Genomic DNA, 21,666 nt, shown 5'->3' on the forward strand with positions numbered 1-21,666 from the left:
CGGCGGCGGCGCGGAGGAAACGGAGCCGATCGAGGCCGCCAACCGCGATGGTCGAGGCCCAACTCGAATCGGACGCAGCCGCCGAACGGATCACGGAGCACCGCAGAGGCCAAGCGGGAGGCCACGCCGATACAGGCGGGGGCCCTCCTCCGCCTCGGCGACCGGGCTGCCGTGGGCCGGTCGCTCTCCCCATGAGGACGGTACCAACGCTCTGGCGCGATCAAGCGCCTAAGCCCGCTTGGGGCAAGTACCGTGACGAGACCGGCGAGTTCCACCCGCTGGAGCACCATTCCGCCGATGTCGCCGCATGCTTCGAGGCCTTGCTTCGCGATCCGGTACTCCGGGAGCGCTTCACGCAGGCGGCGGGCGCGGAGGGCTTCAGCCGCCTCGCGGAAGCGCGGCTCTGTCTCATCGCCTTTCTTCACGACTTCGGGAAGCTGAACGTGGGGTTTCAGTTCGGCGTGCTGGGCGCTGGCTCGCCGGCACCAGAGAGGGTCAATCACATCAAGGCTGCACTCTGGGCTTGCGAGCGCATGGAAATGCTTCAGGCGCTCGGTCTCTTGGACATGGTCGCTTGGGGTGCCGAAGCACTGGAAGAATACCTCCGCGCAGCACTCGGCCATCATGGGACCCCGGGCCGTCAACCGGTTTCACGGCGAGGTCCCGACAAGATCTGGCGCCCGTTCGGCGACTACGACCCGGGCGCGGCCGCGCAATTGCTGGCTCAACGCGCGCGCGAATGGTTCCCGGAGGCGTTCGAAGCAGGTCCCGAGCTCCCGCGCTCGCCCGCACTGGCCCATCTCTTCGCCGGAGTGCTGACGCTCGCCGACCAGCTCGGGTCGAACGAGGAGTTCTTCCCCTTCTGCTCGTCCCCTGATCCGGATTACTTGCAACGGGCCCGTCAACACGCGCGGCGAGCGGTAGCTGAGTCGGGTTTCCGGCGAGAGGATTGGGCCAGCGAGGCGAGAGCTGCCGACTTTAGCGCGGACGCAGACTATCGGAAGGTCTTCGAGTTCGATTCCCCGCGGCCCTTGCAACGGGCTGTGGCCGATGTACCGGTCGACTGCCCGTTACTGATCCTTGAGAGCGAGACCGGGTCGGGCAAGACGGAAGCAGCGTTGATACGTTTTGCCAAGCTATGGAGGGCTGGAAAGGTCGACGGCCTGTACTTTGCGCTCCCTACCCGAGCTGCTGCAGCTCAACTCCATCGACGAGTCCACTCGGCGTTGGAGCGGTTGTTCCCAAGCCGCGCCCAGCTTTCGACGGTCTTGGCGGTGCCAGGCTATCTGAAGGTTGGAGAAACGCATGGGAAACGCGTCGGTCGGTTCGACGTGGCATGGACAGACGATCCAGGCGAGGCGGTGCTGCGTGCGCGATGGTCGGCAGAGAGCGCACGCAAGTTCCTGACTGCCACCGCGGCCGTGGGGACGGTCGACCAAGTCTTGCTTGCAGGGCTGCTGGCTAAGTGGGCCCATTTTCGAGGTGCTTCACTTGCTCGTAGTCTCCTCGTCGTCGACGAGGTTCACGCGAGCGACATCTATATGAGCGAGGTGCTTCGCGCGTTGCTCCGTGATCATCTTGCCGTGGGTGGCCATGCGCTACTCATGTCCGCCACCCTCGGTTCCAGAGCGCGGGATGCCCTCGTCAAGAATGCCACCGCGCGTCGAGACCCGCCCGGTCTACAGCAAGCCAAGGCTCATCCCTACCCTGCGCTGACGCTGGCTCGACGAGATCAGACCTTCTCCGTCCAGAGCTTCGAGCATACGGGGTACACCAAACGGGTTGGGATGACCGCCGAGCCACTGTTGGGGCAGATTGCGGGTATCGCCTCCCGGGCGCTGGGTGAGGCGGAGAGGGGTGGCAAAGTTCTCGTCATCCTCAACACCGTCGGGCAGGCGCAGGCCGTCTTCGCGGAGGTCTGCGGTCAGGGAGGTCAGCGGCTCTGCCTTCAGGTGGAAGATGGCCCCGCCGTCCATCACAGCCGCTTCGCGGTGGAGGACAGGCGACTGTTGGACGCTGCCGTTGAGAAGACGCTAGGAAAGAAAAGGCCGGTGGGCCGTCAGATCGTGATCGGGACGCAGACCCTGGAGCAATCTTTGGATATCGATGCCGACCTGCTCATCTCCGACCTTTGTCCCGTGGACGTTCTACTTCAACGAATCGGCAGGGTCCAGCGGCACGCCCGGACGGAGAGACCAGCTGGCTTCTCCCGCCCGCGCTGCGTGGTGCTCGTGCCGGCGAAGGGCCTCGATGCGGGTCTCGATGGAGGATTGCTCCGTTACGGTCTGGGCATGTCAAGGCATGGGGGGATCTATCGGGATCTCCGGGTGCTGGAACTGACCCGTCGGTTGATCGACACACGACCCCAATGGCTGATCCCGGGATCGAACCGGGAGCTCGTAGAGGAAGCGACGCACCCGGAACGGCTCGCGGCGATCGAGGACGAGTTGGGCGGCCGCTGGCTGGACAAGGCGAACGAAGCCATCGGTAGAGCTGCGGCGGAACAGCTGACGGCGAGGGCGCACCTGCTGAACCGCGGCAGCCGATTCTCCGACCTAGTATTCCCTCCGCTTGACGAGCGAGTGCGGACTCGCTTGGGCGACGACGGTCCGCGCATTAGTCTCTCGGAGCCCGTCGAGGGACCATTCGGCCGATCGGTCAAGACGTTCAATCTGCCGGCACACTTGTTCGGGAAACCCTCCGACCTCCCGTCCCGCGACGAGATCGAGTCGGCGAAGTTGGAGCGAACCGACGACGGGCTGTTTCTCCATGTAGGGTCGCGAACGTTTCCGTACGATCGCAGGGGGATCAGTCCGGCGACGGAGAAGGCATGAACGTCGGGTCGCGGACAACGGACGTTGAGAACCACCGGAAATCATCATCGAGGAAAGCGTCGATGCACAATCTCCTTGCTGAGCAGTTGATCCGTTTCCGCAGCGTGGACGGCTTGGTAGAGGTCGAGTCGCTGCCCGGCGTTTACGCAGCCATGGTTGCAGATCGCGTTGAGTCGTTCCCCGCATTGCGGCCGCACCAGCGGCACGCGTGGCATGCCTTCCTCGCGCAACTGGCCGTCTTGGCCTTGGTGCGAGCCCAGCGACACGAGCCGCCCCAACTCGAAGGCGAGTGGCGACAACTCCTCCGGGCGCTGACCCCCGCTTTCCGCGACGACGCACCTTGGTGCCTTGTCGTTCAAGACCCGTCTCGGCCGGCGTTCATGCAGTGTCCGGCCACCAGCGGGCTTGCCGAGTATAGGAAATCGGTGGACACGCCCGATGACCTGGATCTTCTCGTGACTTCCAAGAACCATGACTTGAAGTCGTCTGTTGCGGCCGAAGCTGCGGTGGACGATTGGCTATTCTCCTTGGTAAGCCTCCAAACAATGAGCGGGTATCCGGGTCGGGGGAACTACGGAGTTGCTCGCATGAACGGAGGATGGTCCTCGCGGCCCTGCTTGGGGCTTGCCCCGGCCGCTGGTGGTGTCGGTGCACATCTTGTCCATGACATCCGTCAAATGATTGATCAGCGGTCAGCTCTGCTCGAGCTATACGAGCAGTATTTCCTAACCGAGAGCGGCGTAGGACTGACATGGCTCGAGCCTTGGGACGGGAGGCATTCGCTACGGCTCGTGGATCTCGATCCCTACTTCATTGAGATCTGCCGACGAGTCCGAATGGTGAGCCACGGGCGGGGATTCGTAGCCCGCTGTGCTTCGTCAAGGGTCCGTCGAATCGCGGCGGCTGAGGCCAAAGGCGCTGTTGGCGACCACTGGACGCCCGTCAAAGTAGGCGACGAGACGAAGGCTTTCTCGGTTACCGAGGCGGGATTTCGTTACGACCGACTCGCCGAGTTGATTCTCGACCAGAGCGCCTACCTGCCCGTGCCGGCAATGTCCATCGGCTCGTCGGAGGGCGACTCTTGGCGCCTCGTAGCTCGCGGCGTAGCGGGGGGGCAAGGGGGTAAGACCAAGGGCTACCATGAGCGGGCCGACATCATCCTGTCCCCGCGAGTAGCCCGTTCGCTCTTTCTCGGAGGCGAGGACCGTCTGACCTTGGAGGAACTCGCAAGACGCCAACTCGCCGAGGTCAAGGAAGTCATCTCCGCCCTGCGCCGCGGGATCGCCATCGCAGCGAGTGGAGGGAAGGACGCGGGACCCGTCGACAGGACCGATCGGAAGGCGGCGGCACCGTACGCCCTGCGGCTCGACTCGTTCGCCGATGCTCATTTTTTTGAAGCCCTCCAGTCGCGCTTTGGAGTACCCGAGGAGCTACAAGCCGGAGCGCGTCGCCGGTTTGTGCGACGCCTGATCAGACGGGCGGAAGCGCTGCTCGGGGAAGCGATTCGAACGGTTTCTTCTTCGGCGATACATCGCTACAGGGCGGAGGCTCGCGCCAGGAGCGCATTTCACTGGCGCCTGCGCGGATCCGACAGCGTCTTCAGCGATCAACCAGATATCTTTGAGACCGAAAGCGAGGAGGAGCCACATGAGACCTGACGATGTTCCGGCACCGGCGGGGGATCGCAGCGCGGATCTCGGTTTGCTCGTTGTACGGTTGGCCGCTCACATCGTGCGTCTCAAGCCGGGACCGGCGGCGGCGCTTCGCCGAGGGCCCCTCGAAGGCGAAGGGAGCGCAGCGCTCTGGCAGTTGATGGCGACCAACGGAATTGAGGGGCGGGGGGATGATCTGCCCAAGTGGGGCACCATCATGCAAGCTATCGCAATACTCACCCCGAGGGGCGGCGACGACAGGAAGCGGTCCGCCCACGATGGAAGCAAGCCGATGGGCGCGGTGCTTGCCGAGGCTAACATATCGGAGTTGCGGCTTGCGCGACTCCTTGCGTCGCGGGGCGAGATGCGCCGGAAGCTAGCTGTCCGCACCTGTCGACGACTCGCCGCCAGTGAATCAGTCAGATTCGATCTGCGCACCCTCGCGAAGTTCATTTTGTGGGACAACGATGAGAGTCAAGCCCATTGGATCGCCCGTCACTACTATAGGATCCCCGCCAAGGCGAGAGACGCACAACTAGGAGATGCTAGCAAATGACGACTTCCCGTTTCCTTCAGATCCACAGCCTCCACGGCTACTCTTCGGTGCTATTGAATCGCGACGATTCCGGGCTGGCAAAGCGCATCGAATACGGTGGGTGTATGCGTACCCGCATATCGTCGCAGTGTCTCAAGCGGCACTGGCGGGTCGCCGATAGCGTGCATGCGCTCACTGGTATCGACGGTGCCCCCACGGCGACTCGCTCGCGCGAGATCGTCACTCTGGAAGTGGTGCGTCCGCTGCGCGAAGCCGAGCACGATGAGGATGTGGTGACCGTGGTGGACAAGGCCTTTCAAACCGCCGTGTATGGGGACAGGGGCGACCAGCGTAGCAGCCGTCAGCCGCTCCTCCTGGGCTCGCCGGAGGTCGAATTCCTCGCCAAGGAGGCGAGCCGGATCGCGGCATTGCCACCGGCGGAGGCGAAGGCTGCCGCAAAGGCTTGGGCAAAGAACTCCCGGGCTAACATGAAGGCGATGAGAGAAGAGTGTCGCCTGCCCGGCGGACTCGTAGCGGCGCTGTTCGGTCGGATGGTGACGTCTGACGTGGAAGCGAACATCCATGCGGCCGTACACGTTGCCCACGCCTTCACCGTGCACCGCGAAGAGAGCGAGAGCGATTACTTCACGGTCGTTGACGATCTCCGGCGGATCGAGGATGATCCCGGGGCCGACCACATTGGCGAGACGGAACTCACCAGCGGTCTCTTCTACGGGTACGTGGTGGTCGACCGTAAAATCCTGCTGAATAATCTGGCCGGGGACATCGAGATGGCGGGGGAGGTCTGTCGACGCCTGATCCACCTTATTGCCACGGTGACCCCCGGAGCCAAGTTGGGTTCGACCGCACCCTATGGGTACGCCAGTTGGATGATGGCGGAAGCCGGAGACCGTCAGCCGCGCAGCCTCGCTGGGGCCTTCCGGCGTCCATGCAGCGCCACCACTCAAGCCGCCGAGAAGGCGTTGAGCGGGCATCTTGCTCGTCTCGACGAGACCTACGAGACGGGCGAGGTGAGGAGAGCTTTGAGTCTCAACTGTGCGGCGATGCCCAATGCGGAACTGGTTTCACTAAGCGGGCTCGCGGATTGGGCGGCTGACGTCATGGCACGAGGGCAAACGTGATGCGGTGGTTGCATTTGAGGTTCGAAGCTCCCCTCGCTTCGTTTGGAGGGGAGGCGATTGATGCCCGAGGCGTGATTCGCGACTTCCCCGCTCAATCCATGCTCACGGGGCTCTTCGCAAACGCCCTCGGCTGGACCCGGGCCATGAAGACGGAGCACCAGGCGCTTCAGGACCGCATCGTGTTCGCGGCCGCCCACGACGAGAGCCCCGACATTCGGCGTCTTACGGACTACCAAACGGCACAGCTCGGCAAAGCTGACAGGGCTTGGACGACAAGGGGGACTCCGGTGGGACGTGAGAGCGCTGCCAGTACTCTTGCCGGAGCACACCAGCGCTGGCGGGATTACCATTCGGACCTCCGACTCTCCCTCGTCGTGCGTCTTGAGCCCGCTGAATCAACCCCGACGCTTGAACAACTCGCGCAGGCTTTGAAACGGCCCGCCCGCCCGCTGTTTCTTGGTCGAAAGCCATGCCTCCCCTCGACCGCGATGTTCCGTGCTTGGGTGGACGAGGCGGATGCGCACAAGGCACTCAGCGCAGTCCTTCCGGCCGGCAGGGACTACTACGCCATGTGGCCACCCCCGGAGACGACACGGGGAGTGCACGCGACAAGGCTTGTTGCGGATGAACGAAACTGGGCGAGCGGTCTGCACGGCGGAGCTCGCAGAATCTGTACGGGCCGCGTGGATGGACGGGAGCGAGTGCGATGACGCACATGGTGTATCTGCCCTACAGCCACGAGGCGTTGGGTCGGTGGAGCGGCGGCAGGCGCTTGATGAGGCATGGGGTTTTCGATGAAGGATACGCTCTCCACGTTCTCCTGAGCGCCGTCTTCGGAAAGGGCATGCTGCAGCCGTTCCGAACGTTCCGGCCATCGAGAGGAGAAGGAGGCGCTCTATACGCGTATTCGGACCTAGACCAAGAGGCCCTCTGCGCTGTGGCCGAGGCCGCTGCACCGCCAGACGGCTTGGAAGTGGTGGATGTTGCCGAACTCCGAACGAAGCCCATGCCTGACCGTTTCTCGCCCGGCCAACGGTTGGGGTTCGACGTTCGGATTCGCCCGGTGCGGAGACTCGCACGCGACCTGTCTGACTCGCAGTCGGGTAAAGTGATCCGCAAGGGCAGCGAAATCGACGCCTTCAGGCTGGAGTTGTTGCGCCGGTCCCCAGATGGATGGAAGGCGTCCGAGGAAGCTCCGGCCGCCCGCGTTTCCCGTGACCATGTCTATGCGGCTTGGCTGGCGGAACGGCTCGCGGGTGCTGCGGAAGTCGACGCTCGGTCCTTTCGGCTGGCATCTTTCCATCGGCTCCGCGTCATCCGCGGAGATGGGCGGGGTCCCGAAGGGCCGGACTCCGTCGTGCATGGCGACTGTGTCGTCGAGGACCCTGCCTCGTTCGCCGCCATGCTCGCCAAGGGTGTGGGGAGGCACAGGGCATACGGCTACGGCATGTTGATCATCCGTCCGCCGGGCACGCCTCCCCGAAGCCGATAGCGACTCATGCTGATTGGACGTTTGGGGCTGGATACCGCGCGAATACCGCATGCCGACCGGCACGGGTTACTGTGGCTTGCCCGAGGGACACTCACCGTACGAGATGGCACGTTGTCTTTCGAACGGATGGAGAAGGCCTCGTCGGGCGACGCGCTGGAACGGGGACGGTACACCATCCCGTTCCAAGGTGTCTCGATGATCCTTATGGGCCCCGGTTCGACCGTCAGCCACGATGCCCTTCGACTCCTTGCTCGGCACGGTACCGCTCTCGCGGCTGTCGGGACTGACGGAGTTCGAATGTACACCGCCCCGCCGCTGATGTCCGGTCGATCGGGTCTCGCGAGAGTCCAAGCACGCTGCTGGGCGGACGAAGAGGCGCGATTGGACATTGCGCGGCACATGTATTCCTGGCGCCTCGGAGAAGTGTTCGCTCACCGCAGTATCTCCGCCCTGCGGGGCATGGAGGGGGCACGTATGAGGGAGACTTACCGCCTCATCGCGCAGCAGGTAGGGATTGAGTGGCGCGGGCGCCGTTACGATCGACAGCGGCCGGGGGCCGCCGACCTACCGAATCAAGCGCTAAACCACGCCTCAAGCGCGGTGGAGGCCGCTGCGGCCGTCGCTGTGGCTTCCACCGCGACGATCCCTCAACTCGGCTTCATCCATGAGGACGCGAGCCAATCGTTCGTCCTTGATATCGCCGACCTCTTTCGCGACTCGGTCCTGATTCCGGCCGCTTTTCGCGCGGCAAAGCAGGCTTCTCAAGGGGCGTACGCGAACATCGAGAGGCTGGCCAGGGAGGAAACGGGCACTACCCTCGCAAGGACCGGGACGATCTCCAAGATGATCACCCGGATCAAACAACTGTTCCCCGACGATGCGGACTGAGTCAGATGCCGGCGACAGTTGTCGTGACAAGGGATGTTGAAGCTCGGTACCGCGGTTTTCTCGCCTCGGTGATGCTGGAGGTAGCGCCTGGCGTCTATGTGGGTCCGAACGTCTCCAAAGCGGTCCGTGAGCGGATATGGGGCGTGCTGGCCAAGTGGTTCAGCTTGCTCGGACGTGGAGCCATCACGATGGTACATCCCGACGCCTCAGCCCCCGGCAAACTCAGAATTTATCAGTTAGGAGACCCCCCAAAGGAGATCTGGGAGGCGGATGGGGTACTATTGGTCAGACATGGTTCGACCGACGAGTCCGATCCAACCTTGGACGCGGTGAGCGAACCGCGCCACGAATGATACGAGAAACACATATAAATACCTTCAGTCGACCTGGAAGTAAAGAGGTTCCCCCGCACGGGCGGGGATAGACCGACAGGACGCGGGGCGAGCACGAGATGCCTGGGGGTTCCCCCGCACGGGCGGGGATAGACCGCGTTCACGCGAGCTTACAGACCGTGGCATCCAGGTTCCCCCGCACGGGCGGGGATAGACCCGTGGACAACCGGATCGCCGATTGGGCGTGTCAGGTTCCCCCGCACGGGCGGGGATAGACCCCCGGCGTAGCTGACGGCGGTCCCAACCGACACGGTTCCCCCGCACGGGCGGGGATAGACCCTATCGGGGCGAGTTGGCCCGCAGCTACCGGGTGGTTCCCCCGCACGGGCGGGGATAGACCTACAAGGACCGGCGCGGCGTCTCGAAGTCGGCGGGTTCCCCCGCACGGGCGGGGATAGACCCCGCCCAGCTCGACGCAGCGGCAGATTGTCCGGGGTTCCCCCGCACGGGCGGGGATAGACCCTCGCGCCACGGCTGGCCTGCATCGACGAACATGGTTCCCCCGCACGGGCGGGGATAGACCGCCTGCAACCGACCGACCGACCGCTCTGCCGCTGGTTCCCCCGCACGGGCGGGGATAGACCGCAAGCAGGCATCCCACCCGAGGAAATGGGCGGGGTTCCCCCGCACGGGCGGGGATAGACCCTCGATGCCGATGCGCTGGCCAAGGCGCTCCACGGTTCCCCCGCACGGGCGGGGATAGACCCGGAAGTTCGGTGGGACGGGGGCGGCACAGCATGGTTCCCCCGCACGGGCGGGGATAGACCCCCGTTCGACGCAGTGCGCCAGCAACTCCTCCAGGTTCCCCCGCACGGGCGGGGATAGACCGCCGGATACGGGGTTCGAGGCGCGCGCGAAAGCGGTTCCCCCGCACGGGCGGGGATAGACCCGTAACCGCGACAACCCCAAGGGGGCATCATGGGGTTCCCCCGCACGGGCGGGGATAGACCCGAGTACCGCTGCGGGACCGCGCCAGCCTCCAGGGTTCCCCCGCACGGGCGGGGATAGACCGCCGAAGAAACTCCCACACCAAGTTGCCACGGTGGTTCCCCCGCACGGGCGGGGATAGACCGCTGAACGCCTCGCCGCCGTTGGGCGGGGCCGGGGTTCCCCCGCACGGGCGGGGATAGACCGACCGGGCATGTGATTCCTTGCGAGCCGACCCGGGTTCCCCCGCACGGGCGGGGATAGACCGCGGCCCGCTACTACGGGATCGTCACCGCCGGGGGTTCCCCCGCACGGGCGGGGATAGACCGACTGCACAGAATGCAGGGAGTGCCTGTATTGCGGTTCCCCCGCACGGGCGGGGATAGACCCGAGGGCGCGTGAGCGTACGCATATTCCAAGGTGGTTCCCCCGCACGGGCGGGGATAGACCGCTGGTAGACCCGCGCACCTACAAGAGCATGGTGGTTCCCCCGCACGGGCGGGGATAGACCCCGGACGCAGGTTGACCGGCTGTACTCGAAGGTGGTTCCCCCGCACGGGCGGGGATAGACCGGAATCGACGGAAGAGCGGATCCGGCGCGAGGCGGTTCCCCCGCACGGGCGGGGATAGACCTTGGGAGTCCGCAAAGGCCGAGATCATACGCGCGGTTCCCCCGCACGGGCGGGGATAGACCGTCCAAGCTCATCGGGATCGAGGTCGGAGCGACGGTTCCCCCGCACGGGCGGGGATAGACCGAGGTAGCCGGCGGCGAAGGCGAGGATGGGCGTGGTTCCCCCGCACGGGCGGGGATAGACCCATCGGGACCGGAGTTCCCCGGCACGAGATCCGGGTTCCCCCGCACGGGCGGGGATAGACCCGCTGGAAGGAACACTACCGGCGAGACCACGGCGGTTCCCCCGCACGGGCGGGGATAGACCTCCTACCGAACGACTCGGCGCATCCGGTCCCTGGGTTCCCCCGCACGGGCGGGGATAGACCCGCGCCATCCGCCTGCATGAAGACGCTCGCCGTGGTTCCCCCGCACGGGCGGGGATAGACCCCCGGCAGGACCACGGACGCGCGTTCCGTGCCGGGTTCCCCCGCACGGGCGGGGATAGACCCCCGATAAGCGCGCTTTGGCTCGCGGCGCTCCGGGTTCCCCCGCACGGGCGGGGATAGACCCCCCCCCAGCTGGAGCACCAATTTACCGCTAGCGGGTTCCCCCGCACGGGCGGGGATAGACCGTCGGTGCGTGACGAGCGGAGCAAGGCGTGGCAGGTTCCCCCGCACGGGCGGGGATAGACCGCGGGCGGCCGGGACGTGGGAGGATGCGGACAAGGTTCCCCCGCACGGGCGGGGATAGACCTCGGGCATAGCTCGATCAAGCCCCTCACGGGTTGGTTCCCCCGCACGGGCGGGGATAGACCCGGTCCTCAGGCGGTCGGCTCGGCAGAGTCGTAGGTTCCCCCGCACGGGCGGGGATAGACCGTGGGGAATCAAGGTCCAAGGGCAAGCGGGTGAGGTTCCCCCGCACGGGCGGGGATAGACCCTACACGCAGATCAGCCGGAAGCTGGTCGTGATGGTTCCCCCGCACGGGCGGGGATAGACCCTCCCCAACGTGCCACACCTGGAGCGTATCGCCGGTTCCCCCGCACGGGCGGGGATAGACCCGTAGTACCGCCTACACCGCCGACGCTCTGTCCGGTTCCCCCGCACGGGCGGGGATAGACCTCACCACCCGTGCAGGCCCAGCGCCCGACGATTGGTTCCCCCGCACGGGCGGGGATAGACCCAGCGTATTCCAATCGGCCACTACTTGGGGCAGGGTTCCCCCGCACGGGCGGGGATAGACCGATGATCGGCGTACACAAGAGGGCGTCATGCGGCGGCCGCCGTCGCCGTTCAATGGACGGGTTTGGTCTGCTTTGAAGTTGCCCCGCTTTCACGGACACCCTTCCATTGGGTCAACCAAGGAGGTGTGTCGTGGCGGCAAGAGCGGGGTGGTATCCGCGGGAGTACCGGGTGTCAGGTGATTACCGTGTCGGTAGCGGGTGAAAAAGTGACAGGTATGGCGGCCGAAAAAGTGACACATCGGTCGTTCCCGTAAGGCCGGGTGGAGCAGCCGCTCCGTCCGGGAACGCAGAACTTGGCGTCTTCCACTTCGAGAGGGAGGCGCCGGTGATCGGATGGGAGCGACGCGTGCTTTTGCGACACTACCTGGACGAAGGACTGACGGTGACGGAGATCTCCCGCGAACTGGGGATCAGCCGTCAGACGATCTATCGCTGGATCAACGAGGGGGAGCTGGACCGGGACCTCGAGGAGGTCCGCTACGGTCCGCGGCCCCCGGTGCCCACGAAGCTGGATCCGTACAAGGCGATCGTGCGGGAGCGGCTTGAGGAGTATCCGGAACTGACGGCGGTCCGGCTGCTGGCGGAGATCCGTGCAGCGGGATACCCCGGCGGCTACACGCAGCTCAGGGAGTACGTCCGGAAGGTCCGGCCCCGTGCTCCGGCCGACCCTCTCGTGCGGTTCGAGACGGACCCGGGAGTGCAGGGCCAGGTGGACTTCGCCCACTTCCGCTTCCCGTGGGGCCGCCGCTACCTGCTTCTGGTCGTGCTCGGCTACTCGCGGCTGTTGTGGCTCCGGTTCTACCCGCGGCAGGACATGTCGACGCTGCTCAAGGGTCTGGAGGCGGCCTTCGGCTTCTTCGGAGGCGTGCCGCGGGAGCTCCTGTTCGACCAGATGAAGAGCGTGATCATCCGGGATCTGAGGGGCGAGGGCGGCCGCGTGACCGAGAACGCCGAGTTCCTCCGCTTCGCCGCACACTGGGGCTTCCGGCCCAGGGCCTGCCGGCCCTACCGGGCGAAGACGAAGGGGAAGGTCGAGCGCCCCATCGGCTACGTTCGCAAGAGCTTCACCTACGGTCGCAGCTTCGCCGGCGACGCGGACCTGAACGCGCAGGCCGAGTGGTGGCTCGGGAGCGTGGCCAACGTCCGGATCCACGGCACCACGCGAGAGCGGCCCGCCGAACGGTTCGAACGCGACGAGCGCCAAGTGCTCAGGCCGCTCGCCCACCGGCCCTACCACTCGCTCGCGCTGCCCGCCGAACGGGAGCCCGAGAAGGTTCGCCGGCTCGCCTCGGTGCCCCGGGTCACCATCGAACGGCGTCCCCTGGCCGAGTACGACCGCCTCGCCGCGGGGGTCTCGTGACGCCCGCCAAGCGGCCAAGCCGCCGCGACCGGATCCGTGCCCAGCTCGCCGACCTCAAGCTCCCCGGCGCGCTCGAGGCCCTCGACCCCATCCTCTCCAGCGTCGACGGAGGCCGCTTCACCGCCGCCGAGGCGATCGAGAAGCTCCTCGCCGCCCAGATCGACCTGCGCAACAACCGCAGGCTCCAGGCCGCCATGCGCGCCTCCCGGCTCCCAGCCGTGAAGACCCTGGCCGACTTCGACTTCAGCTTCCAGCCCTCGATCAAGCGCGAGCAGATCGACTCCCTGCACGAACTCTCCTTCCTCGACCGCAAGGAGAACGTCGTCTTCCTCGGGCCCCCGGGCGTCGGGAAGACCCATCTGGCCATCTCGCTCGCCGTCGCCACCGCCGAGCGCGGACGGCGCATCTACTACGGCGCCCTGGCCGACCTCATCACCTCTCTCGAGGAGGCACAGGCCGCAGGCCGACTCCAGCAACGGCTCAAGGTCCTCACCCACCCGGCCCTGTTGATCGTCGACGAGATCGGATACGTCCCCATCTCGCGCACCGGAGCCACGCTCTTCTTCCAACTCGTCAACCGGCGCTACGAGACCGGCTCCACCATCCTCACCTCCAACCAGAGCTTCGAGGAGTGGGGCCGCATCTTCGGCGACGAGGTCATGGCCACCGCACTGATCGACCGGCTGCTCCACCACTGCCACATCGTCAACATCCGCGGTAACAGCTACCGCATGAGGCAGCACGCCGATGTCTTCAACACCCTCCGCAACAACCCCTCGACCACGGAGGCCGAGACGTCACCTTGAGGCTCGTCCCCTCCGGCCGGGTGTCACATTTTCACCCGCCGCATGTGTCACATTTTCGCCCGCCGTTGACATTACCGTACTTGTACCGACTGTATATCTCCACAAGTCTCGGCTGCACGGCTGCCTATCCGCCTACTGTTCTCTCGATCTGCCAAGGATGCGGCAGTTATTTCGATGTTTCGATTTGTGTGAGCCGGAGTCCCATAGGCGTGGGGGTTGTAACGATTGATAGGTGTCTGGTTAACAGAAATCTCTAAGGATCCATCAAATATGACTGCAGATATTGTCAATACTGAGAACCCTGTCACCATTTCACCCCTCACCGCAGCGCTGGGAGTGCTGGCCGTCAGCTCGTAGCCGGATCCGAACAGCACTCTCGCCACGCACTCGATGCTGTCTGGTCGCGCCGCGTAGGACCACTTGGTCGCACCACACCCAGCTATTGCTACTAGCGAGACAATCGCGGTCGCCGCCAGTGCTTTTGCTCGCTTCATTTCACCCACTACCGACCTCCGGGCTTAAGGCGTAGATAGGAAGCGCCAGAGTCCACGCATGAAGTCGTGAGCGAGCAGGTGGCAACAAGAGCCACCCCTAGGTCGTCGTGCGTTCTCCGGGTTCGGGATCCGCTGGCTGAAGAGGAACTGCAAGTCCTGCTAGCTCGCGGCGGCGAGGGGACCGGGGGACTGCTTCCGGCGTGGACGCGGCCCGATGTCCCTTCGCAACCTCATCCCACTCGTCACACAGGTAAGGTTATCGTGTACACCCGCGCCGCGCCACCTCCGCCACCAGCTTCGCGGGGCTGTCGTCGGGTGGAGTTACCCCGCTTTCACGGACACCTTTCCATTGGGCCAACCAAGGCGGTGTGTCGTGGCGGCAAGAGCGGGGCGGTACCCGCCGGAGTACCGGGAGCGGCTTGTCGAGCTTGCGCAGGCGGGTTGTAGCCCGGGTTTGCTGGCTCGGGAGTTCGAGCCCTCGGAGCAGACGATCCGGAACTGGGTCCGGCGGGCGGACGTGGACGAGGGGTTCCGTAGCGACGGGCTGACGACGGAGGCGCGCAACGAACTGCGGCGCCTGGAGCGTGAGAACAAGCGGCTCAGGATGGAGCGGGACATCCTAAAAAAAGCCGCGGCCTGACCACCGCTGCGCGGCGGTGCCCCGCGCAGGAGAGCGGATCGATCCCCGGCGGGGGTACGCGTTCATGAAGGCGCACCGGGCCGAGTTTCCGCTTCGGGCCATGTGCCGGGTGCTGGGTCTCTCCCCCAGCGGCTACTACGACTGGCTCAAGCGTCCTGCCTCGGACCGCGCGCGGCGGGACGCGCAACTCGAGGCGCGGATCGGGGCGATCTGGACCGGGAGCGGCGAGACGTACGGCCGTCCGCGGATCCACGCGACGCTCAGGGCCGAGGGCGAGCGGGTGGGCCAGAAGCGCGTGGGGCGGCTGATGAGGGGCTTGGGGATCGAGGGCGCGACCAGGCGGCGCTTCAAGACGGCGACGACGAAGAGGGACACCGAGGCCCGGCCCGCGCCGGACCTGGTGAGGCGGGACTTCTCGGCCTCCGGGCCCGACGAGCTGTGGGTGGCCGACATCACGTATGTGCCCACTTGGGCGGGCTGGCTGTACCTGGCCGTTGTGCTCGACGTCTGGAGCCGTCGCGTCGTCGGCTGGGCCATGGCGACGCACATGCGGACCGAACTCGTCGAGGCCGCGCTGGCGATGGCCCTCGCGCGCCGTCGTCCCCGGGGGCGCATCGTCCATCACTCCGACAGGGGCTCGCAGACACTTCTCTCGCCTTCGGGGAGCGCTGCCGCGAGTCGGGCATCGCGCAGTCCATGGGCTCGGCGGGCGACGCGTACGACAACGCCATGTGCGAGAGCTTCTTCGCGACGCTGGAGTGCGAGCTGATCTGGCGGCGCTCGTTCCGTACTGCGTCCGAGGCCCGGCGAGAGGTGTTCGGCTTCATCGAGGGGTTCTACAACACGCGCAGGCTTCACTCGGCCCTCGGCTACGAGTCGCCGGTCAGCTACGAGAGGAACCGTGCGGCCTGAGGCGCACCGCAGGCGCGCACCCGGAGCCTCTCTCCCGCGTCTGAGAAAGACTGACGGGAACAGCTCCGGAGGTGATCAACCACAGAAGTCAACCGTCCGTGAAAGCGGGACAGCTCCACGAGTAACGGGCGGCTGTTGGCGGGGGCAGTATCAAAGGCCATCGTCGAGGGGAGCGGAAACGCTGCACCCAGTCGTGCCAGTGTGAGTGAGCGACCCGGAGTCATGAGGTGTGGGTGGTCGGGGAGCCAATGGCTCTAACATATAGGTCCTTATGCGCCAAGATCCGGGTCACTAACCTCTCTCGTAGGTCTTCCATGTTTTTCCACATGATGTGGTTGTACTGGCGGGTGTCAAAGTGGGGCTCGGTGCCGTCGCGGCAGCAAAAAATGACCTCAAGCCCCAGGCCGTGAGCGAATCCGGCCTCATAGTAGACGCTTCCGCGCGCGCCGTCACTTCCGTGGCTGAAGTCGGCCACCAGAAACCGAGACCGCCGAATCTCCGCGATGACCTTGTTATCGATCTGACCTGAGAAGTGCTCCATGTCCACACGGTACGGTCTGTAGCCCGCTTCTTCGATGGCCGGTCTGATCGCTCGGTCGTAGACCTCCTCCATGGATTCGTCAAACCACATGGCCACAAACGCTTGCCGCGAATTGACCGATTCGGTCGCGAGTTCGGCGAGATGCCGGTACCCGTCCACCGTGACTCGGCAGACGTGGCTATTGGGCTTCAACCGACTGAGCCAGGCCCGCGAAACGAGGTACGCCTCCAAATAGGACAGTTCCGACGCATTGATGCTCTCGGAATGCGCGAGCGCCTCAAGGCCGTCGTCCTGCGTCGACTGGGATGGAAGTATGTAGTCGTGGCCGAGATGGTCGATCCGACCCGCTATGAATCCGAGAAGCCGTTCTGCGCGAGTCCACACCGGCAGGTCTTCGCCGTCCTTGGCCCATTGGAGGCGCTTGTCGTCGACCCGAGGCATTTCGTTCCCGCCGTTCCTCTGGTCAACGAGGAAGGTCGTCAAGCGGGCCTTCCATCTGTCGTCGCAGCTGTCGATCAGCGAGCCGGCGACCGTCCCCGAAATCCAGTATTTCCCGCCGGCTCGCGGAGAATCGACTATCCAATTGTCCCCCATGGGAGGATCGAACGCCGCTGCGGTCCCCCAGATCGGACAGCCATCTTGACATGGCATCACGGTGCCTCTCGTGTGACGCTACTGTTCTGCTGGTCACATCGGCCACCTTCCCGCTCGGCCGGGTGATCATGGGACGTTCCAGTGCCTCCCGAAAGAACGCCACCGGGGCTGCCAGCATTCGAACAGTCCGACCGGCGGACCTCCCCCATCTCGACGAGGCCGCGAATCTCATATCTGGCCTTGATCCATTTCATGACCTGGAAGCTGCCGGGCGGAGCCAGTGCCGGCAATCCCGGTCAACGTCTACAGTGGTGCAGGGGCCGGTCGATCAGCGCGGTGGCCGTGACGCCGAACTCTATCGCGCGAGCCGAACTTGAGTGTACCCTCTATTCATCATTCATCGTCAGGCGACCCAGCACGGGGCGTGCGTACCGCTCGCACCCGCACGACGGGGGGGTCACGTCGCCTCGACGCTTGCGGGCCCGGATTTGTGCGACGGGTCCAACCCACGTTAGCATTCGGGTCCGAAAGCCAAGGAGATGAGCGGATGGACGATGTGATGCTGGAACGCCTAATCGACCGCCTTAACCGCTTCCAAGCTGACGTCTTCGACCGTTTCGACACGATGGACGACCGCTTCAACCGGCTGGAGGCGAAGCTCGATGCCAACACCGACGGGATAAGGGCCCTTGCCGAGGCCGTTGAACTTGTAGCCGCCAAACTCTCCGATCAGATCGCGGTCACGACGGCAACCAGAAGCCCGTGAGATTTCTCACGAATCCACCGATGCAACGCCATGCCTCCGGGCGGCTTACGGTCTGCCTACGCTTTCGATTGACGCGAACAAACCAGCTTCCAGCCACAGGAGCAATCGCCCGCGATCCGTAGCTGCCGCCCCTTGATTAACAAGACGTCTGTACACCCGCCAGAATTGCCGCGTGGCGCGATGCAGGTGGTGCGTGTCGATTTGGATGGGTGGTGGCGGAGGTGCTGACGCGGTTGTTTCCCCGCCGCACGAGACGGCGAAGGCAACCGCCGCCGCGAGGGGTTCGGATTCGAGTCACTCGGCGTCCTCCGGCCCTTCGCTTTCCCCACGGCCCCGCCGAGAGACTCCCGACTTACGCGGTCTCGCCCTTCACAGCTGAACCGGCGAATCTTTCGGCCGAGAGATCGGTTTCATCTCATCCGGCAGCAGATCCAACGGGTAGGGAATTCCCGCTAAACGATCCGGTATTCCGGCTGTAGCGCGACGATCGCGTCGGGTGTCATCCAACGACAAGAAGCGCAGATCGTGCAGTCCCAGTTGACTTGAACGATTTCTTGTCGTGCATCACAAACGCCGATCGACGATTTGCAAGCAGGAGGTCGTCGGTTCGAATCCGATCGGCTCCATTCCCCGCCGTCGAAATCCGCAACAACTCTCCCCGCTGGTCGGATCGCAGGTTCTCCCTCACGTTCGGTGTGGCGCCAGTGTTGCAAACGTGCTAGCATATGTACTGCAATCATGTAGTTGTAAGTGTTGCAATCGTGTCAATGTGAGAAACCTGTCGCCGTCGGATTACCATGCGCCGACTCGAGTAGGGAGGATCACACGGTGGGCCGTCCCCTGGATATCCCTTCTCGATACGTGGTTCGTGAACGTCCGCCGGAGACGACGGGCGAACTCGGGCCGCGCGAGTATTGGCCCAGAGTGGCGGACCGTGAGCTCCGGCAGCGTCTCACCCGATCCGGCGCAGTCCTGATCGAGGGCCCCCGGGCCTGTGGCAAGACGGCCACGGCGAGGCAGGTAGTGGCCAGCCGCGTGATGCTGGATGCCGACGCTTCCGCCCGTCGAGCCGCCGCCGTCGACCCCGGCTTCCTGCTTCGGGGAGAAGCGCCACGTCTCATCGATGAATGGCAGGTCGTCCCTGAAGTCTGGAACCACGTCCGTCACGCCGTCGATGACCGTGCGGGCCGGGGTCACTTCATCCTTACCGGGTCGGCGGTGCCGCCCGACGACATCACCCGCCATACCGGCGCGGGACGGATCGGCCGCCTGCGTCTCCGTCCGATGTCCCTCCTCGAGTTGAAGCGCTCGACCGGCGCAGTTGCCCTGTCGAAGCTCCTGGCGGGAAACCCGATCTCCCCCTCCGCAGCTGAGTTGACCGTGGCCGATCTTGCGGCACTAGTTTGCGCGGGGGGCTGGCCGGGCCACCTGGGCTCGGCGCCCGGTGAGTCGCCGCTCTCCCTCGAGGATGCGATGGCCGAGAATCGCGACTACGTCGGGGAAGTTTGCCGGGTCGACGTCCGTCGCGTGGATGGGCGCGACAAGGACCCGGCCAGAGTGGGGCGTTTTCTTCAATCGCTGGCGCGGAACGTCTCTACCAATGCGAGCGTGGCGACTCTCGTCCGGGACTCGGGCGGCTCCGATCCTCCCCTCGTCAACCATACGGCCGGATCCTACATGAACGCGCTCACGCGCCTGATGGTGGTGGAGGATCAGCCCCCTTGGGCGCCGCACTTGCGGTCGCGGTCGCGGCTAAGAGTCACGCCCAAACGTCACTTCGTCGATCCCTCGCTAGCCGTCGCGGCCCTGAGTGCGACCCCCGAACACCTGCTCCACGACTTCGAGTGGTTCGGCTTCCTGTTCGAGTCCATGGTCGTGCGGGACCTGCGCGTATACGCCCAGGCGGCCGAGGCCCGCGTCTTTCACTACCGCGACAACACGGGATTGGAAGTGGATGCGGTGGTAGACGCCGGACCGGGACGGTGGGCCGCGTTCGAAATCAAGCTCGGCACGGGCCGCATTGACGATGGCGCGCGGACCCTCCTCAAGTTCGCCGACCGCGTAGATACGGAACGGTGCGGCGAGCCCGCGACGCTTGGGGTGATTGTCGGCAGTGGGTACGCGTACACCCGTCCGGATGGCGTGGGCGTGATCCCCGTGGGGGCTCTCGGACCGTAGAAGAGCGAAGACGGCTCAACGGGCCTCGATGAAGAGGTCGGCGATCTCGTAGATCACGTCTCCGAAGACGAGTGCGCCGCCCTGCGGATACCCGATGTCGGCGATGTTCGCGGCGACGGCGATGGCCACCCCGTCATCCGGGTAGATCATGAGCAGCGCGTTGACGCCAGCAGTCCCTGGGGAGTCAGTTCACGTCACGCGGGAGTCGCTTCACGATCACCGTCTGGACATCGAACCCGTCCCGTTCGATGAACGCGGCCAGGCCCTCGGGTCCGAAGGCATCCGGGATTCGCGTCGCCCCGGTGCGAAAGCTCCCCAGGTAGCTGCCGTCGGCCGTGAGGATGTCGATGGGGCCGTCTTCGTGAGGCTCCTCGCCGCGGCGCTGGACCCAGATCCGGCCTCCCCAGCTGGTGCCGAGCCCGCGCACCACCGGTACCTCCTCAAGAAACTCGATGGTCTCGGCCCGTTCGACCCAGCGGTTGCTCCCGCCACCCCCGACCGCGCGCACTCCACCAGGGGTCCGGGTGACGGAACCTCCTCCCGCCTCGGCGATTCTCCGGTCCCTTTCCGCTCTCTCAATGCGTTCGGTAACAGCTTCGGGGAAGAACGGTCGCGTGAGAATGTGGGAAACTCCGTCTTCTGCGCTTGCGATCTTGATTGCGTAGGCAGTGGAATCGGAGAATGCGACCTTCCCGCCGGGAAGCGGGCCCACCCAAAGGCCCGGCTCAAAGGCGCGACGCTCGTCCGCCTCTCCGCGTGGTGGACGCCATCCCTCCGCGATCGTCTCCCGAAGCACGTCGTCCCCGGTGAGAATCAGCCGTGCGATCGGACGCGTGAGCGGACGGGGAGTCCGCTCCGGTCCCCCCAAATACGACGCGCCGGCGAGTTGCGTACCCACGACGACAGACTCGCCGCCGCTCTCGGGCCACATCCAGAAGAACGATACGCGGGCTGGATCGCCATCCGGGCGAACCTGGCGTTCAAATCCTCCGTCCGGGTCAAATACCAGATACGCGCGCTGCCTGGAATCACCGACAACGATCCGACCGTCACGCATGACGGCCATCGTCGTTGCGCCTCCAAATTCGCCCGGTCCTTCGCCAAGTCGGCCGACCACTTGGAGGAGCCCCCCACCGGGTGTCACAACGATGACGCGACCGGCCAGAGCATCGAGAACGTAGAGATTCCCGGCCCCATCGAACGCTACCGTACGGACTCTCCCGAACTCCTGCCACGGCTCTCCATCGGCAGCCCCGACCCGGTAGACCTCCTGGAAGTCGGCCTCGAGCCAGCAGTCCTCGCCCGGGAGTTCGATGATCTCCTGAGCGCCCGCCCGGCCCGGTGCCGACAGCAATCCGATCGCAGCGACGCAGGCGCCAAGCCCCCCTGCTCTGAACTGATCTTTCACAAGCCTCACCGCCTCCGCAGACATCAGTTGACCGTGTGCGGGAGTCGCTTCACGATCACCGTCTGGACATCGAGTTCGTCCCGCTCAATGAAAGCTGCCAGCCCTTCGGGTCCGAAGGCGTCTGGAAGCTGCGTTGCTCCGGTGCGGTAGCTGCCGAGGTAGCGGCCGACCTCGCGCTTCCAGCCCGGCATGGCCGCGAGGTACGCCTGCACGGGCGCGTCCCCGTCACCCTTCGGAATCTGGGGATTGCC

At 65.3% G+C, this 21,666-nt stretch carries 16 protein-coding genes, 1 pseudogene and 1 CRISPR repeat array; of the genes and pseudogenes, 13 read left to right on the plus strand and 4 right to left on the minus strand.

Annotation, left to right across the window (positions count from 1 at the left end; translation table 11 throughout):
* The first annotated feature begins 191 nt into the window (after window positions 1–191).
* The 11 genes and pseudogenes from cas3 (at window position 192) to ACOOGH_RS15650 (ending at window position 15,928) form a co-directional block, all read left to right on the plus strand.
* Window positions 192–2,834, plus strand: coding sequence for a CRISPR-associated helicase Cas3' (gene cas3, locus ACOOGH_RS15600; protein WP_420449797.1), 2,643 nt, complete (start codon window positions 192–194; stop codon window positions 2,832–2,834).
* The gene (locus ACOOGH_RS15605; protein WP_420449798.1) at window positions 2,831–4,492 is read left to right on the plus strand and encodes a CRISPR-associated protein Cse1; all 1,662 of its coding nucleotides are present in this window, start codon (window positions 2,831–2,833) and stop codon (window positions 4,490–4,492) included. Before cas3 ends, ACOOGH_RS15605 begins: the two co-directional genes overlap by 4 nt.
* Window positions 4,482–5,042, plus strand: coding sequence for a type I-E CRISPR-associated protein Cse2/CasB (gene casB, locus ACOOGH_RS15610; protein WP_420449799.1), 561 nt, complete (start codon window positions 4,482–4,484; stop codon window positions 5,040–5,042). The genes ACOOGH_RS15605 and casB overlap by 11 nt, the downstream gene beginning before the upstream one ends.
* Window positions 5,039–6,163, plus strand: coding sequence for a type I-E CRISPR-associated protein Cas7/Cse4/CasC (cas7e, locus tag ACOOGH_RS15615; protein WP_420449800.1), 1,125 nt, complete (start codon window positions 5,039–5,041; stop codon window positions 6,161–6,163). Before casB ends, cas7e begins: the two co-directional genes overlap by 4 nt.
* Window positions 6,163–6,873, plus strand: coding sequence for a type I-E CRISPR-associated protein Cas5/CasD (cas5e, locus tag ACOOGH_RS15620; protein ID WP_420449801.1), 711 nt, complete (start codon window positions 6,163–6,165; stop codon window positions 6,871–6,873). Before cas7e ends, cas5e begins: the two co-directional genes overlap by 1 nt.
* A gap of 65 nt (window positions 6,874–6,938) precedes the next feature.
* Window positions 6,939–7,655 (plus strand): type I-E CRISPR-associated protein Cas6/Cse3/CasE, encoded by a 717-nt coding sequence (locus ACOOGH_RS15625; RefSeq protein WP_420450147.1) that lies wholly within the window; start codon window positions 6,939–6,941, stop codon window positions 7,653–7,655.
* 6 nt (window positions 7,656–7,661) lie between these two features.
* Entirely contained in the window at window positions 7,662–8,543 is an 882-nt protein-coding gene (gene cas1e, locus ACOOGH_RS15630; protein WP_420449802.1) for a type I-E CRISPR-associated endonuclease Cas1e, read from the plus strand.
* Window positions 8,544–8,548: 5 nt separating this feature from the next.
* Window positions 8,549–8,896 carry a type I-E CRISPR-associated endoribonuclease Cas2e gene (gene cas2e / locus ACOOGH_RS15635; protein ID WP_420449803.1) on the plus strand — a complete coding sequence of 116 codons (348 nt, stop codon included), beginning with the start codon at window positions 8,549–8,551 and terminating at the stop codon, window positions 8,894–8,896.
* Between the two features lie 46 nt (window positions 8,897–8,942).
* Window positions 8,943–11,716: direct repeats of the CRISPR family, unit length 28 nt; unit sequence GGTTCCCCCGCACGGGCGGGGATAGACC.
* Window positions 11,717–12,062: 346 nt separating this feature from the next.
* The gene (gene istA, locus ACOOGH_RS15640) at window positions 12,063–13,076 is read left to right on the plus strand and encodes an IS21 family transposase (RefSeq protein ID WP_420447255.1); all 1,014 of its coding nucleotides are present in this window, start codon (window positions 12,063–12,065) and stop codon (window positions 13,074–13,076) included.
* A complete protein-coding gene (gene istB / locus ACOOGH_RS15645; protein WP_420447254.1) occupies window positions 13,073–13,882 on the plus strand; it encodes an IS21-like element helper ATPase IstB in 810 nt (269 codons plus the stop codon). Before istA ends, istB begins: the two co-directional genes overlap by 4 nt.
* Window positions 13,883–14,749: 867 nt before the next feature.
* Window positions 14,750–15,928 (plus strand): annotated as a pseudogene (locus ACOOGH_RS15650) (IS3 family transposase).
* A 220-nt stretch (window positions 15,929–16,148) separates the two neighbouring features.
* On the opposite strand, the gene ACOOGH_RS15655 reads toward ACOOGH_RS15650, so the two are convergent.
* Complete coding sequence (locus tag ACOOGH_RS15655; protein WP_420449804.1) at window positions 16,149–16,952, minus strand: hypothetical protein; 804 nt, start codon at window positions 16,950–16,952, stop codon at window positions 16,149–16,151.
* A 658-nt stretch (window positions 16,953–17,610) separates the two neighbouring features.
* On the opposite strand from ACOOGH_RS15655, the gene ACOOGH_RS15660 reads away from it, so the two are divergent.
* Together ACOOGH_RS15660 and ACOOGH_RS15665 are read left to right on the plus strand one after the other, a co-directional pair.
* Window positions 17,611–17,829 carry a hypothetical protein gene (locus tag ACOOGH_RS15660; RefSeq protein WP_420449805.1) on the plus strand — a complete coding sequence of 73 codons (219 nt, stop codon included), beginning with the start codon at window positions 17,611–17,613 and terminating at the stop codon, window positions 17,827–17,829.
* An 861-nt stretch (window positions 17,830–18,690) separates the two neighbouring features.
* Complete coding sequence (locus tag ACOOGH_RS15665; protein ID WP_420449806.1) at window positions 18,691–20,007, plus strand: ATP-binding protein; 1,317 nt, start codon at window positions 18,691–18,693, stop codon at window positions 20,005–20,007.
* 15 nt (window positions 20,008–20,022) lie between these two features.
* Here the strand turns inward: ACOOGH_RS15665 and ACOOGH_RS15670 are convergent, their stop codons facing one another.
* From ACOOGH_RS15670 to ACOOGH_RS15680, 3 genes are read right to left on the minus strand one after another with little or no spacing between them, the layout of a single operon-like run.
* On the minus strand, window positions 20,023–20,157 hold the full coding sequence (locus tag ACOOGH_RS15670) for a hypothetical protein (protein ID WP_420449807.1): 135 nt from the start codon (window positions 20,155–20,157) through the stop codon (window positions 20,023–20,025).
* Between the two features lie 34 nt (window positions 20,158–20,191).
* A complete protein-coding gene (locus tag ACOOGH_RS15675) occupies window positions 20,192–21,424 on the minus strand; it encodes a hypothetical protein (protein WP_420449808.1) in 1,233 nt (410 codons plus the stop codon).
* A gap of 14 nt (window positions 21,425–21,438) precedes the next feature.
* Window positions 21,439–21,627 carry a hypothetical protein gene (locus tag ACOOGH_RS15680; protein WP_420449809.1) on the minus strand — a complete coding sequence of 63 codons (189 nt, stop codon included), beginning with the start codon at window positions 21,625–21,627 and terminating at the stop codon, window positions 21,439–21,441.
* Window positions 21,628–21,666 lie beyond the last annotated feature (39 nt).

The sequence above is a fragment of the Candidatus Palauibacter sp. genome, assembly GCF_965213655.1.
Classification (GTDB): domain Bacteria; phylum Gemmatimonadota; class Gemmatimonadetes; order Palauibacterales; family Palauibacteraceae; genus Palauibacter.

Excerpts from the sequence above, each read along its gene's own strand:
- cas2e (WP_420449803.1), top strand. The coding sequence starts at position 8,549 with ATGCCGGCGACAGTTGTCGTGACAAGGGATGTTGAAGCTCGGTACCGC.
- cas7e (WP_420449800.1), top strand. The coding sequence starts at position 5,039 with ATGACGACTTCCCGTTTCCTTCAGATCCACAGCCTCCACGGCTACTCT.
- cas1e (WP_420449802.1), top strand. The coding sequence starts at position 7,662 with ATGCTGATTGGACGTTTGGGGCTGGATACCGCGCGAATACCGCATGCC.
- cas5e (WP_420449801.1), top strand. The coding sequence starts at position 6,163 with ATGCGGTGGTTGCATTTGAGGTTCGAAGCTCCCCTCGCTTCGTTTGGA.
- ACOOGH_RS15670 (WP_420449807.1), bottom strand. The coding sequence starts at position 20,157 with ATGATCTACCCGGATGACGGGGTGGCCATCGCCGTCGCCGCGAACATC.
- casB (WP_420449799.1), top strand. The coding sequence starts at position 4,482 with ATGAGACCTGACGATGTTCCGGCACCGGCGGGGGATCGCAGCGCGGAT.
- cas3 (WP_420449797.1), top strand. The coding sequence starts at position 192 with ATGAGGACGGTACCAACGCTCTGGCGCGATCAAGCGCCTAAGCCCGCT.
- ACOOGH_RS15605 (WP_420449798.1), top strand. The coding sequence starts at position 2,831 with ATGAACGTCGGGTCGCGGACAACGGACGTTGAGAACCACCGGAAATCA.
- ACOOGH_RS15625 (WP_420450147.1), top strand. The coding sequence starts at position 6,939 with ATGAGGCATGGGGTTTTCGATGAAGGATACGCTCTCCACGTTCTCCTG.
- ACOOGH_RS15660 (WP_420449805.1), top strand. The coding sequence starts at position 17,611 with ATGGACGATGTGATGCTGGAACGCCTAATCGACCGCCTTAACCGCTTC.